We start from the raw sequence: 12,096 nt of genomic DNA on the forward strand, positions 1-12,096 counted from the left end.
AGCTCCTCCCAGAACCGACGACGAACCTCACGCGGAAACCCAACACGACCACCCATAACCAACACCTCAATCAATCAGGTGTTGCAACGACCCCCTGAACCCAAGGGGAACATGTGTCCGGACGGGGAACAGTTAGGCCGGCGACTCAGGTGACCCTGACCCAGCCGGTCGCTCGTTCCCGCACCGAGCCCTCGAGGTCGAGGGTGCCCAGCGCCCCGAGCACCGCCACTGTCGACAGTCCGGAGCGCCGGGCAATGTCGGCGGCTACGCGAGGCGCCCGCACGCTGAGCGCATCGAATACCCGCACCTGATCGCTCGTGCGTTCCCGCGGCACGGTTCCCTCAGCATCCCGGCCGGCCGTCCCGGGCACGTCCAGCTCCAAATCCACGCCCAGGCCGATGAGCTCGGCCATATCGGCGGCGCTGGTGACGCAGATGGCGTCGTAGTCCCGCAGTAAGCGGTGACAGCCGGCCGAGGTGGGCGAGGTGACCGGGCCGGGAACAGCGCCGAGCGGGCGTCCGAGCGCTGCCGCGTGCCCGGCCGTATTGAGCGATCCGGAGCGCCAGCCCGCTTCGAGCACCACGGTGGCCGCACTCGAAGCGGCAATCAGCCGGTTGCGTTGCAGGAACCGCCATTTGGTGGGCGGCGCCCCACAGGGCAGCTCGGACAGCACGGCGCCGGCCTCGACGATGCGGGTGAGTAGGGCGTCGTGTCCGCTGGGGTAAAAGCGGTCAACTCCCCCGGCCAGAAAAGCGACGGTCGCTCCGTTGCTGGCCAGCGCCGACCGATGTGCCATTCCGTCGATCCCGTAGGCCGCCCCCGACACAATAGCGAGTCCCCGGTCGACCAATCCCGCCGCCGCCTCCATCGCCACGTGTTCTCCGTACCCTGTCGCAGCGCGAGCGCCGACCAGGGCGATGGAGTGGCGGAGCGCCGCCAGGGCATCCGGTTGACCCCGCCACCACAGGGCGAGCGGGGCGTGCCGGCCCAGGTCGTCGACAGCGCGGGGCCAGAGCGGGTCGTTGGGCAGGAGCAGTGCCGTTCCCGTGCGCCGGGCCTGCTGCAGCGACCGGATCACCTCGGTCGACGACAATCGTGGTCGCCATCGGGCGAGTGCCTGCTCCAGCTCCGGGCGGAGTCCGGAAGGATCACTCGCCTCGTGCTCGCCGACGGAGTCCGTGAGCGTGCCGGCCAGTCGGTCCGGGGGCCACGCCTCCACCACCGAGCGAAGGGCCGCCGCCGCGCCGAGCAGGCCCACCACGGCGCCGGCGACCCCGTCCCCCGGTTCGGCGATCGTGGTCCAGGCCGCTCGGGCGAATACCTCCCCAAGGTCGGAGAGCCGCGCAGAAGTGAGCTCGGCATCGGCGGGCCGGGCATCCGCCGGCTGCTCCTCACCGGGTGCGGCGGCGGCCGGGCGAACGCCGGCGGTGAGCGAGGTCACCACCGCCTCGTCGATTCCGAACAGTGTCATGACGCCATTCCCTTCCGCAGGTACAGGGCCTGCCCCACTTCGTCTGGCCCGGGTCTGGCGACTCCGGTCAAATCCGCGACAGACCACGCCACCCGGAGTATCCGGTCGTAGCCGCGCATGGTGATCCCACCCCTCTCGAGGGCCCGGTCGAGCATCGCCGTGACCGGGGCGCCCAACCGTCTCTCGGAACTGCGCAGCCAGGGTCCTGACACCTGCGAGTTCACCGTCCAGGGCGTTCCGGCCAGCCGCTCTGCCGCGGTTTCCCGCGCGGCCAGAACGCGGCTGCGGGCCACCGCGCTGGACAACCGGCCGCCGTCGGCCGAGATGCGTAATTGCGCTGCGGTCACCCGGGTCACGGTGAGTTGGATGTCGATGCGGTCCAACAGCGGGCCGGAGATGCGGGCGAGATAACGGCGCCGCGCGTTCGGCGGACAGCTGCATTCCTGATCGCCGGCGCCGTATTGGCCGCACGGGCACGGGTTCGCGGCCAGCACCAGCTGGAATCTAGCGGGAAAATGGGCGATGGCGTTCGCCCGGTGGATGCTGATCCGACCGGATTCCAGGGGCTGTCTGAGAGCGTCGAGCACCGCACCGGAGAACTCAGGTGCCTCATCCAGGAAGAGCACCCCGTGGGACGCCCGCGCCGCCGCACCCGGCCGGATCTGCCCGCTGCCGCCGCCGACCATCGCGGCCGCCGTGATGGTGTGGTGTGGCGACTCCAACGGGGGCCTGGTGATCAACGAACGCCCCACCGGACGGCCGCTCAGCGACCGCAGCGAGCTCACCTCCAGAGACGCGGCCGGGCCAAGGTCGGGCAGCAGCCCCGGCAGACGGGCCGCGAGCATGGTCTTGCCCGCGCCTGGCGGCCCGAGCATGAAGAGATGGTGACCGCCGGCCGCAGCCACCTGCAGGGCCAGGATGGCCTCGTCGTTGCCGACGACGTCGAGCAGGTCGAGGCTCTCGTCGGCCGGGTCGTCCTCAACGGGAGCACGCAGCACCTCCACCTCCTGGGGTTCCAACCTGGCACCGTGCCAGATCAGCGCGTCACGGAGCGACGACACCCCCACCACCCGGATCCCCGGCACCAGGGCCGCCTCCTCGGCGTTGCCGGCCGGGACCATCACCGTGCGGTGCCCGAGCCGCGCCGCGGCGATCACCGCCGGCAGCATGCCGGGCGTCGGCCGCAAGCGCCCGTCCAGGGCGAGCTCGCCGATGTGCACCACAGCGCCCACCGACGCGGCCGGCACCACCCCGTCCGCGGCCAGACAGGCCACCGCGATGGCGAGGTCGAAGCCGGAGCCGTGCTTGCGCAGGGCGGCGGGCGAGAGGTTCACGGTGAGCCGGTGACCGTTCAGCGCACAGCCGGAGTTCTTGGCCGCGGCACGCACCCGTTCGGCGGCCTCGGCCAGGGCCGCGTCCGGAAGCCCGATCAGCCGCATCCCCGGCAACTGGCTGGAGATGTCGGCCTCGACCTCGACAAGCGACCCGGCGAGGCCGATGAGTGCGACGGAGTGGGTGCGGGCCAGGCCCATCAGAACACGCCCTCGAGGTGTTCGACACTCGGTGCGTGGCCCGGGCGGGCGATCACCGCGATGGCGTCAATACGGATGTGTCGCGCCCTCGGCTCGAATTGTGCGCACCAGGCCCCGGCCAGCCGGCGCAGCCTGGCCAGCTTGGCCACCGTGATGGCCTCGAACGGATGCCCGTATCCGGTGCCTGAGCGGGTCTTCACCTCGACGAACACAATGTCGCCATCCTTGGCGACGATCAGGTCGATCTCACCCTGCCCGCACCGCCAATTGCGCTCCACCACCGTGTACCCCGCCCGCGCCAGGTACTCCGCGGCGCAGTCTTCGCCGCGCCGGCCCAAATCGTCTTTGCGTGCCACGAGCACCTCCGCGACCAGCATGCGAGGACCGGTCTCGGACGCGAGACGGCGGTGTCGAGCCTGTGCACACACAGCGCAGCCCGCCCCCTGTGGAGGAGCGGGCTCTCGGTGTTCGGCTGATCCGGATTGAACCGACCGGACTAAACGGTGTCGGAGCGCCCCTCCGCCTGCATTTCCCTGGAGGCCTGCGCGAGCTCCTTGTCGAGCTCCTTCGCGTCGACCTTCAGCTCCTTCTGGAGGTGCTTCTGCGCCACGAGGCCCGCCTTGCGGAATTCCTCGTCGAGCCGGTCCTTGCCCACGACGATGAGCGCGGCCTCGCCGGAATCGAGCAGCTCGCCGAGTTCCTTGATGTCACCACGGTCCAGGCTCCGCCAGAAGTGCCCAACAACGCTGCCGGCTGCTCCGCCGACGATGGCGCTGCCGATGATCGCCGGGGGGAACAACAGGCCGACAACAGCGCCGGCGGCCACGCCGGTCCAGCCGGCATGTTTGCTGGTCTTGCGGTGAACCTGCACCGAGCCATCGGCCTCCTTGGTGGCGACGGCGGCGTCGTAGGTTCCGATCACCTTGGTGGAGTGCAGTTCACGCACAACCTCGAGGTCGGACTCGGCCGTTGCCGCGTTGGGGTACACACCGAGATAGAGGAAGACGGATTCGTCGGACATGGAAACTCCTTATTTCACGTGGGATTTCGGAAATGGGTCGCTGTCGCAGGGGACGGTACCCAGCCCCCGTCCGGGTGTCAACCGCGCAGGGCAGCCGGCGCGACCGTAGGCTGATGCCATGATCTCCGACCGCCTGACCGACCTGTCGATGCGAGCCATGAACGCCGTACACCGCACGCTGCTGGTGCTCTCCCGAGGCCGGCTGGGCTGGAAAATCGGGCCGATGCCCGTCGTGGAACTGCACACACTCGGACGGAAGACCGGCGAGCGACGCTCCACGATGCTCACCGCCCCGATCCACGAGCCGAACCGGGTGGTGCTGATCGCGTCGAAGGGCGGCGACGACCGCAACCCGTTCTGGTACCTCAACCTGGTCGCCCACCCCGAGGTGGAACTCACCGAGAACGGGGTCACCCGCCCGATGCGGGCCCGCACGGCCACCGCGACGGAGAAGGCGGCGCTGTGGCCGGCGATCGTGCGCGCCTATTCGGGCTACGCCGGTTACCAGCAGAAGACCCGTCGGGACATTCCCGTCGTCATCTGCGAGCCGCGCACCCCCTGAGTCGGGATCCGGGCGCAGGGTCAGCGGGTCAGCCGGGTGAGCTCCACGTCGTGTCCGGCGAAGGCGGCATCCGTCGCCCGCAGAACCCGCAACACGTTGGCGCCGGCCAGGGCGGCCAGCTCGGCAGCGGTCCAGCCTCGCCGGGCGAGCTCGAGCAGCAGCGCCGGGTAACCGTCGACGCCCTCGAGGCCCTCGGGGAACTCGTCGGTGCCGTCGAAGTCCCCGCCTAGCCCGATGTGGCGGATGCCGGCGACGTCGCGCGCGTACTCGACGTGATCGGCTACCTGCGCCACGGTCACCCGGGGTGCGGGCGTGCTCCGGTCGCCGCCGAACCAGCCGGCATACTCCGCCGAGACGAACTGCGGCACAAAGGTGACCATCAGCACGCCGCCGTTGTCGGCCAGGCGCGCGAGCACATCGTCAGGCACGTTGCGTGGGTCGGCCGTGACGGCGGAGCAGGAGCTGTGGCTGAAGATCACCGGGGCGCTCGTGACGTCGAGGGCCGCGTGCGCAGTCGCCGGGGAGACGTGCGAGAGGTCAACGAGCATGCCCAACCGGTTGAGTTCCCGGATGTACTCGACACCGCGCGGGCTCAGGCCGTTGTGCACCGGTTCGTCGGTGCCGGAGTCGGCCCAACTCGTGTTGTGCACGTGAGTGAGGGTGAGGTAGCGCACGCCGAGCCTGGCCAGCATCCGCAGCACGGCGGGAGAATCGTTGAGCGAGTGGGCACCCTCGGCGCCCAACAGCGAGGCAACCCGGCCGCTGGCACGAGCGGCCTCCACATCGGCCGCACTCGTGGCGATCACGAAGGTCTGCGGATACCGGGCGGCGAGTCTGTACACCCAGTCCACCTGCTCCAGGGTGCCCTGCACGGCGTCGGCTCCGTCGAGGGTGTCTTCCACGTACACCGACCAGAATTGACCGCCCACCCGGCCGGCTCGGAGCCGGTCGATATCGGTGTCAGTGGCCAGGGCGCCGTCGAGACCCTCGACGGAGTAGTCCCGGTTCTCGCGACACTCCCAAGCCCAGTCGTTGTGCCCGTCAATGAGCGGAGCCAGGTCCAGGGCCGCGGCCACCGTGGCCAGGGCGTCAGCGCTGGACGCGTCAGCACTGGACGGGGCCCTGCTGGACGGGGCGGTGCCAAACGGGACCGCGCTAGACGAGTCGGTGCGAGCTGTCATCCGCACACGCTAGCAGCCGCGCGGCGGGCCGGCGGGGCTACTCGTCGAGCGCGAGTTCCTTGGGAAGTTCGAACTCCTTCGACGCCAGTTCCTCCACGTTGACGTCCTTGAACGTCAGCACTCGCACCGACTTCACAAAACGGTCGGAGCGGTAGACATCCCAGACCCAGACATCCTTCATCGTCAGTTCGAAGTAGAAGTCGTGTTCGGTGTCGCGGCGCACGAGTTCAACCTCGTTGGCGAGGTAGAAGCGGCGCTCAGTCTCGACGACGTACTGGAACTGCCCCACAACGTCTCGATACTCGCGGTATAGGGCCAACTCGACCTCGCGGTCGTAGTCCTCGAACTCATCTTCTTCCATGGTGAGTCAATCTTACGCGCAGTTCTCAAGCCGGAATCTTGAGCCAGCTGAGCCGGTGCTGTTCGCTGGCCCCCAACGCACCGATGGCGGTCATGTGTTGGGCGCTGCCGTAGCCCTTGTTGCCCGTCCAGCCGTAGCCGGGGGTGGCGAGGTCGGCCGCGATCATCAGCTGGTCCCGGTGCACCTTCGCGATCACGGATGCCGCGGACACCGACGCACAGTCCTGGTCGGCCTTGATACGGGTCACGACGGACAGCGGGGTGCTGAGGGCCTTGTTGAGCCAGTCGTCGTTGCCGTCCAGCAGCACGACTCCGCCGACGATGTCCACGCCGTCGGCGTGCAGCTGGGCAAGCGCTCGCTTGCCGGCCAGGCCGAGTGCGGCGATGATGCCGACGCTGTCCACCTCCTGCGGCGACGCCAACCCCACGGCGCTGTGACGCACCCACGCCGCGGCCAGGGGGGCCAGCCGCTCACGGCGGGGCTCGCTCAGGAGTTTGGAGTCGCGCAAGCCCACCGGGAAGGCACCGACGTCGGCCGTCACGACCGCGAGGCCCACGGCGACGGGGCCAGCGAGGGCACCGCGGCCGACCTCGTCGCAGCCGATCACACAGCTGGCGCCGGCAGCGAGCATCGCCAGCTCCACGTCGAGGGTCGGCTCGACGACAGCCATCATGACTGGAGGGGCTTCGTGGGCTGGGGAACGGTCACTTGTCGGCCTCTTCGACCCCGCGGAACACCTCGGGGTAATCGTCCAACCAGCTCCACCGTTCTAGCGGCCAGCTGATCACGAGGGCGCGGCCGACAACGTTGTCCATCGGCACGAACCCCTTGCCCGGAGCGTTGGGGTGGTAGCGGGAGTCGAGGGAGTCGTAGCGGTTGTCGCCCATGACCCACAGCGAATTCTCTGGAACGACGACGTCGAACGCGTCCTTGGACACGCTCGTCTCACCCGCCGGCAGCTGCGCGTACGGTTCGCTGAGCGGTATGTCGTTCACACTCATCTGGCCCAGCGTGTTGCAGCAGACCACGTGGTCTCCGGGCAAACCGATGATCCGTTTGATCAGGTGGTCGTTACTGTCCGGTGCGGACAGTCCGACCACCGACATCGTCCAGTCGAGCGCCGCGACGATCGGATTCTGTTCGAGGGGCGGCTGCGCCGGCAACCATCCGCCCGGATCGCGGAAGACGACGACGTCACCGCGGGAGACGGGCACCAGGGCGGGTTCGAGCTGGTTGACGATGATGCGATCGTCGACCAGCAGGGTGCTTTCCATCGACCCCGACGGGATGTAGAACGACCGCACGAGAAACGTCTTGATTAGGAACGAGATGAGCAGTGCCACCACGAAGATGATGAGAAGGTCGCGAATGAATATCGCAACGCCGCGCCTTTTGCGCGGCGAATCTGGTTCCAGGCGATGCGATCGCGAGGGCAGAGTGTTGTCTGTCATTTAACCGCCTGAGCTCCTCGCCCAGTTTAGCGGGGAGGAGCTCAGGGGGAAATCCAGCGGCTGCGAATACGCTCAGGCTCAGACCTGGCGAATCGGGATAGGCGCTGTTATTTAGTCGCGCTTTTCCTTGATCTTGGCCTTCTTGCCACGGAGACCGCGCAGGTAGTACAGCTTCGCGCGACGCACGTCACCGCGGACGACGACCTCAATGTGGTCGATCACCGGGGAGTGCACCGGGAAGGTACGCTCGACGCCGACCTGGAAGCTGACCTTACGGACGCAGAACGTCTCGCGGACGCCTTCGCCGGAACGGCCGATAACGACGCCCTGGTAGACCTGGACACGCGAGCGCGCGCCTTCAACGATGTTGACGTGTACCTTGACGGTGTCGCCGGCCCGGAACTCCGGGATGTCTGAACGCAGCGATGCTGCGTCCACCTGGTCGAGAATATGCATGTTGTTCGCTCTCTGTACCCGCCACAGGTCGAGGACGTTTCAGTGGCGCCCCGCCCTCTCACCGAAGGTGAGTTGGTGGCGACCAATTGAGTGTGTGCGTGCCGATATGAATGCAGCTCCCCTGTGGCAGAGACATGCCGCGGCACAAACGCTAATTCTGCCACTAAACCAGCCGCTCGCCAAACCCTCGGCCGACGGCACCTTTTACGGGTCGGTCAGCTTCTCCCGGATGATGATCACCGACGGGTCGGCGGGCGTCGTGGGCGCCGGATCCTGCCGGGCCCCGTCCGCACCAACGCCGGACCGGTCGTTCATCGGCGGGAACTGGTTCGGCCCGGCCGGGACGGTACCGAACCTGGCGGTCTCGTCGATGTAGACCATGGCTTCGCGCACTCGGGTGCGAGCGGCGTCGAAGAGTTCCCAGAGCGCGAACCAGAAGGCGCCGAGACCGACCAGGACCACCAGCACGGACAGCCACGGCGCCGTCACCGAGAACACGCCCATCAGCACGATCAGTACGTGCCAGAGGGCCAGCACCCCGACATCCGCCCAGGACACTGCCTTGACCGCACGCACCTCCTTGCGGGCCAGGAAGAGCAGGCTCACGACGAGGAGGCCGAAACCGATGGCGATGGCACCGAAGGTGGCGCCGAGAACCTCCCAGGCCGAGGATCCGAAAATCGACGCGGCGACCATCAGCCAGAGCGGAAGCGCGCCGACGGCTACGAACTGCCAGTAGTAGAAGACCCTGCGGAGAATCACAGTCCCCAGATTACCCGCGGGGGGCCCGCCGAGCCTTGGAGTTCGCTGGAGGCTGAAGGGCGGCATCCGCGTCGTCGGCGGGCAGGAGGTCGGGGCGCACCAACCGGGTGCGCTCGATCTGCTGCTGACGACGCCACGCCGCGATGGCGCCGTGGTTGCCGCTGAGCAGCACCGGCGGCACCTCCAGGCCACGCCAGCTGGCGGGCTTGGTGTAGCTGGGGTACTCCAGCAGGCCGTCCTCGTGCGATTCCTCGACCAGGCTTTCCGGGTTGCCCACCACGCCGGGGATGAGCCGGCCGATGGCCTCGATCATGGCCATCACGGCCACCTCTCCCCCGTTGAGCACGTAGTCGCCCAGGCTCACCAGGCGCACCCGGCCTCGGCCGGCGAAGTGGTCGACCACACGCTGGTCGATGCCCTCGTAGCGGCCGCAGCCGAAGACCAGGTGCGGCTCGTGGGCGAGTTCGCGGGCCATCGCCTGGGTGAACTGTTCTCCGGCGGGCGAGGGGAAGATCAGCACCGGGCCGGCGCCGCCCTCCGGCGCGCCGGCATCCGCGTCCTCGACCGAGGGCAGGATGCTGTCCAGCGCTTCACCCCAGGGTTCGGGCTTCATCACCATGCCGGCGCCGCCGCCGTAGGGGGTGTCGTCGACGGTGTTGTGCCTGTCGTGGGTGAAATCGCGCAGGTTGTGCACGGCGAGGTCGATCAGGCCGGCCTGGCGGGCGCGGCCGAGAAGGGAGATGTCCAGCACACCGAAGAACTCCGGAAAGATACTGATGATGTCGATGCGCATAGGGGCAATTCTACGAGTGGGTGACGGTGAGCTCCGGCGCGCTCGCGCCATCGTCTTCGGCCTCGAGGGCCGCCGCGCGGTTGACCTTGGTGCGGTGAGAGAAGTACAGCGGCAGGGCGGTGAAGAGCACGGCGCCCAGGAAGTTGCCGATCAGGACCGGGCCGGTGTTCCAGCCCCACCAGTCGCCGAAGCTGATGTCGGCGCCGAGCAGCATGCCCGCCGGGATGACGAACATGTTCACGACGGCGTGCTCGAGGCCGAGGCCGAAGAAGGTGAGCACAGGCAGCCACATGCCCAGGATCTTGCCGGAGGCCGAGGTGGATGTGTAGAACATGATGGTGCCCAGCGCCACCATCCAGTTGCACAGCATGGCCTTGATGATGGCGACCAGGACGCCGCCGGCACCGATCGTCGCGTACGGCAGCACCTTGTGCTCGGCCATGTTGATGATCGCCTGGATCATCGGGTCGGTGGTGTCCGTCCCGAGGTAGGTGATGACACCCACGTACAGGACGGCGTAGAGACCGGCGCCGAAGATATGCGCCGGGATGACGACGGCGAAGTTCTTCAGGCCCTTGGCGATGGTGGTGCGGCCCTCGAGGATCGCCAGCGGGATGATCGCAAAGCTGCCGGTGACCAGTTCGAGGCCGAGCATCAGGATCACAACGAACCCGACGGGGAACACGAGGGCGCCGACGATCGGCAGCCCGGTCTGGGCCGCCGCGGTCAGTGCCAGGGTCGTGGCCGCGCCGAGGATCGCTCCGGAGAGCGTGCCGCGCACGAACATCTGACGTGCGGTGAGGTTGGTCTTGACAACTCCGGAATGAACGAGCTGATCGATCAGGTGATCCGGTTTAACGTAGGACATGCGACGGTACTCCACTTCGACGGCCGCGATGTCAACGAACGTGAAGGAGGTGTGGCGCGGCGCGCCTCTTCCCGTGAACTGGATCAGGGCGCGTCTATGCGTCCTGACCGTCAGGAGTCGGCGTCGCTGCCGGTTCATCTGAGTCGGGTTCCGCATCCGCTGCCGGCGCCGCGTCTCCGGGCGTCGAGTCGTCGGTGTCGGGTTCCTCAGGCAGCTCTTCGAGCAGCCCGGGGGGCGGAGTGATCGTGATGACGCCGGCCTTGACGTCGACCGAGGGAACGATCGCCTTGACGAACGGGATCATCACCTCGCCGTTGGCGGTCTTCACGATCAGGAGATCTTGGGCCGGCAGGTGCTCGAGGCGCGTCAGCGTGCCGATCTGCACGCCGTCGCGCACGACGGCGAGTCCCACCAGCTGGTGGTCGTACCAGGCGTCTTCTTCGTCGGTCTGCTCGGCCGAGTCCTGGTCGATCCAAAGGATCGCCTTGGCCAGGGCCTCGGCGGCTTCGCGGTCCGGGACCCCCTTGAAGAACCCGACGGGGTGCTGGTTGTACCAGCGCAGCTCGACGAGTTCGATGGTCTTGCCGTGCCAGGGTGAGCTGGTCGGCACCTGGAGTGTGAACACGGCGCCCGGGACGAAACGTCGTCCCGGGTCGTCCGTGAACAGCTCCAGCTTGATGGCGCCCTTGAGGCCATGGGCCTTGGTGAGGCGCCCCACCCGCAGTTGGGTGGCCGGGGTCGTGCTGTCGTCGCTCATGAGGGGCTAGTCACTACCCGCTCAGTTGTCGGTATCGACAACGTCGACCCGCACGCGCTTGCCATCGGCCAGAGCGGCCACGAGAGTGCGCAGCGCCTTGGCGGTGCGACCGGCGCGGCCGATCACCCGGCCGAGGTCCTCGGGGTTCACACGAACCTCGAGCACCTCACCACGGGGTGAGTTCTGGGCTACAACGTGCACGTCGTCCGGGTGATCAACGATTCCCTTGACGAGGTGCTCAAGCGCGGGAGCGAGCAAAATTACGCCTTGTCCTCTTCGGTTGCCTCGGCGGCAACGTCGTCGGTCGGGGCCTTGGCCGCGGGCTTGTCAGCCTTGGGCTTCAGAACCGGCTTCTTCTTCTCGTCGGCGACGAAGGGAGCCTTCGGCTCCTTCATCTTGACGGTGGAGACGGCGTTCTTGTCGCCCTTGAAGATGCCCCAGTCGCCGGTCAGCTTGAGGAGTGCCGCAACCTGCTCGGTCGGCTGGGCGCCGACGGAGAGCCAGTACTGGGCACGCTCGGACTTGACCTCGATGACCGAAGGCTCCTGCGTGGGGTGGTAGATGCCGATCTCTTCGATGACGCGGCCGTCGCGCTTGGTGCGCGAGTCGGCGACAACGATGCGGTAGTACGGTGCACGGATCTTGCCCATGCGCTTCAGACGGATTTTGACAGCCACAATTCTCCTGTGATTTAGATGTTTGGCGAACTGACAGCCGTGAGCGTGGGGGCACACTCGGCACAAGCTCAATAAGGTTCGTGTTACGCCGGATTAGAGGGTCGGGCATAACGGAACTCGACTAATCATTGTGTCAGACATCGAGCACTTTGTGATAATCGTGCGCCGAGTTGCTTCGGGCAATCCGGCCGACACCGTGACCCC

16 protein-coding genes are annotated in these 12,096 nt (G+C 67.7%); 1 reads left to right on the top strand and 15 read right to left on the bottom strand.

Going from position 1 to position 12,096, the window contains the following annotated elements:
* Positions 1-145: 145 nt before the first annotated feature.
* From dprA to E3T22_RS01315, 4 genes are all read right to left on the bottom strand, one after another.
* Positions 146-1,471, bottom strand: a complete 1,326-nt coding sequence (gene dprA / locus E3T22_RS01300; protein ID WP_088456465.1) for a DNA-processing protein DprA — start codon at positions 1,469-1,471, stop codon at positions 146-148.
* Complete coding sequence (locus E3T22_RS01305; protein WP_088456466.1) at positions 1,468-3,003, bottom strand: YifB family Mg chelatase-like AAA ATPase; 1,536 nt, start codon at positions 3,001-3,003, stop codon at positions 1,468-1,470. Before E3T22_RS01305 ends, dprA begins: the two co-directional genes overlap by 4 nt.
* The gene (locus tag E3T22_RS01310) at positions 3,003-3,380 is read right to left on the bottom strand and encodes a YraN family protein (protein ID WP_370449235.1); all 378 of its coding nucleotides are present in this window, start codon (positions 3,378-3,380) and stop codon (positions 3,003-3,005) included. The genes E3T22_RS01305 and E3T22_RS01310 overlap by 1 nt, the downstream gene beginning before the upstream one ends.
* Before the next feature lie 119 nt (positions 3,381-3,499).
* On the bottom strand, positions 3,500-4,024 hold the full coding sequence (locus tag E3T22_RS01315; protein WP_088456467.1) for a DUF1269 domain-containing protein: 525 nt from the start codon (positions 4,022-4,024) through the stop codon (positions 3,500-3,502).
* 118 nt (positions 4,025-4,142) lie between these two features.
* Here E3T22_RS01315 and E3T22_RS01320 point away from each other — a divergent pair, with 118 nt between their 5' ends.
* Positions 4,143-4,586 carry a nitroreductase/quinone reductase family protein gene (locus E3T22_RS01320; RefSeq protein ID WP_088456468.1) on the top strand — a complete coding sequence of 148 codons (444 nt, stop codon included), beginning with the start codon at positions 4,143-4,145 and terminating at the stop codon, positions 4,584-4,586.
* A gap of 20 nt (positions 4,587-4,606) precedes the next feature.
* Here E3T22_RS01320 and E3T22_RS01325 read toward each other — a convergent pair whose 3' ends face one another.
* The 11 genes from E3T22_RS01325 to rpsP form a co-directional block, all read right to left on the bottom strand.
* On the bottom strand, positions 4,607-5,767 hold the full coding sequence (locus E3T22_RS01325; protein WP_134480440.1) for a dipeptidase: 1,161 nt from the start codon (positions 5,765-5,767) through the stop codon (positions 4,607-4,609).
* Positions 5,768-5,804: 37 nt separating this feature from the next.
* Positions 5,805-6,128: a DUF2469 family protein gene (locus E3T22_RS01330; RefSeq protein ID WP_066596196.1), complete on the bottom strand. Its 324-nt coding sequence runs from the start codon at positions 6,126-6,128 to the stop codon at positions 5,805-5,807.
* A 25-nt stretch (positions 6,129-6,153) separates the two neighbouring features.
* Complete coding sequence (locus tag E3T22_RS01335; RefSeq protein WP_088458030.1) at positions 6,154-6,798, bottom strand: ribonuclease HII; 645 nt, start codon at positions 6,796-6,798, stop codon at positions 6,154-6,156.
* 34 nt (positions 6,799-6,832) lie between these two features.
* Positions 6,833-7,579, bottom strand: a complete 747-nt coding sequence (gene lepB / locus E3T22_RS01340; RefSeq protein ID WP_088456469.1) for a signal peptidase I — start codon at positions 7,577-7,579, stop codon at positions 6,833-6,835.
* A 111-nt stretch (positions 7,580-7,690) separates the two neighbouring features.
* Positions 7,691-8,035 carry a 50S ribosomal protein L19 gene (rplS, locus tag E3T22_RS01345; protein WP_088456470.1) on the bottom strand — a complete coding sequence of 115 codons (345 nt, stop codon included), beginning with the start codon at positions 8,033-8,035 and terminating at the stop codon, positions 7,691-7,693.
* 204 nt (positions 8,036-8,239) lie between these two features.
* Positions 8,240-8,797 carry an MFS transporter gene (locus E3T22_RS01350; RefSeq protein ID WP_134480441.1) on the bottom strand — a complete coding sequence of 186 codons (558 nt, stop codon included), beginning with the start codon at positions 8,795-8,797 and terminating at the stop codon, positions 8,240-8,242.
* 10 nt (positions 8,798-8,807) lie between these two features.
* Positions 8,808-9,590: a tRNA (guanosine(37)-N1)-methyltransferase TrmD gene (gene trmD, locus E3T22_RS01355; protein ID WP_134408335.1), complete on the bottom strand. Its 783-nt coding sequence runs from the start codon at positions 9,588-9,590 to the stop codon at positions 8,808-8,810.
* Between the two features lie 10 nt (positions 9,591-9,600).
* Positions 9,601-10,458: a formate/nitrite transporter family protein gene (locus E3T22_RS01360; RefSeq protein ID WP_088456473.1), complete on the bottom strand. Its 858-nt coding sequence runs from the start codon at positions 10,456-10,458 to the stop codon at positions 9,601-9,603.
* Between the two features lie 94 nt (positions 10,459-10,552).
* Complete coding sequence (rimM, locus tag E3T22_RS01365) at positions 10,553-11,215, bottom strand: ribosome maturation factor RimM (RefSeq protein ID WP_088456474.1); 663 nt, start codon at positions 11,213-11,215, stop codon at positions 10,553-10,555.
* A 21-nt stretch (positions 11,216-11,236) separates the two neighbouring features.
* Positions 11,237-11,473: an RNA-binding protein gene (locus tag E3T22_RS01370; protein WP_088456475.1), complete on the bottom strand. Its 237-nt coding sequence runs from the start codon at positions 11,471-11,473 to the stop codon at positions 11,237-11,239.
* 2 nt (positions 11,474-11,475) lie between these two features.
* Positions 11,476-11,892: a 30S ribosomal protein S16 gene (gene rpsP, locus E3T22_RS01375; protein ID WP_103432055.1), complete on the bottom strand. Its 417-nt coding sequence runs from the start codon at positions 11,890-11,892 to the stop codon at positions 11,476-11,478.
* Between the last annotated feature and the right edge of the window lie 204 nt (positions 11,893-12,096).

It is taken from the genome of Cryobacterium sp. TMB3-10, assembly GCF_004402305.1.
Classification (GTDB): Bacteria; Actinomycetota; Actinomycetes; order Actinomycetales; family Microbacteriaceae; genus Cryobacterium; species Cryobacterium zongtaii.

Bases quoted from the DNA above. Each gene is read 5' to 3' on its own strand.
- rplS (WP_088456470.1), bottom strand. From the start codon at position 8,035: ATGCATATTCTCGACCAGGTGGACGCAGCATCGCTGCGTTCAGACATC.
- E3T22_RS01320 (WP_088456468.1), top strand. From the start codon at position 4,143: ATGATCTCCGACCGCCTGACCGACCTGTCGATGCGAGCCATGAACGCC.
- E3T22_RS01310 (WP_370449235.1), bottom strand. From the start codon at position 3,380: ATGCTGGTCGCGGAGGTGCTCGTGGCACGCAAAGACGATTTGGGCCGG.
- rimM (WP_088456474.1), bottom strand. From the start codon at position 11,215: ATGAGCGACGACAGCACGACCCCGGCCACCCAACTGCGGGTGGGGCGC.
- E3T22_RS01330 (WP_066596196.1), bottom strand. From the start codon at position 6,128: ATGGAAGAAGATGAGTTCGAGGACTACGACCGCGAGGTCGAGTTGGCC.
- E3T22_RS01360 (WP_088456473.1), bottom strand. From the start codon at position 10,458: ATGTCCTACGTTAAACCGGATCACCTGATCGATCAGCTCGTTCATTCC.
- lepB (WP_088456469.1), bottom strand. From the start codon at position 7,579: ATGACAGACAACACTCTGCCCTCGCGATCGCATCGCCTGGAACCAGAT.
- dprA (WP_088456465.1), bottom strand. From the start codon at position 1,471: ATGACACTGTTCGGAATCGACGAGGCGGTGGTGACCTCGCTCACCGCC.
- E3T22_RS01315 (WP_088456467.1), bottom strand. From the start codon at position 4,024: ATGTCCGACGAATCCGTCTTCCTCTATCTCGGTGTGTACCCCAACGCG.
- E3T22_RS01305 (WP_088456466.1), bottom strand. From the start codon at position 3,003: ATGGGCCTGGCCCGCACCCACTCCGTCGCACTCATCGGCCTCGCCGGG.
- E3T22_RS01325 (WP_134480440.1), bottom strand. From the start codon at position 5,767: ATGACAGCTCGCACCGACTCGTCTAGCGCGGTCCCGTTTGGCACCGCC.
- trmD (WP_134408335.1), bottom strand. From the start codon at position 9,590: ATGCGCATCGACATCATCAGTATCTTTCCGGAGTTCTTCGGTGTGCTG.
- E3T22_RS01335 (WP_088458030.1), bottom strand. From the start codon at position 6,798: ATGGCTGTCGTCGAGCCGACCCTCGACGTGGAGCTGGCGATGCTCGCT.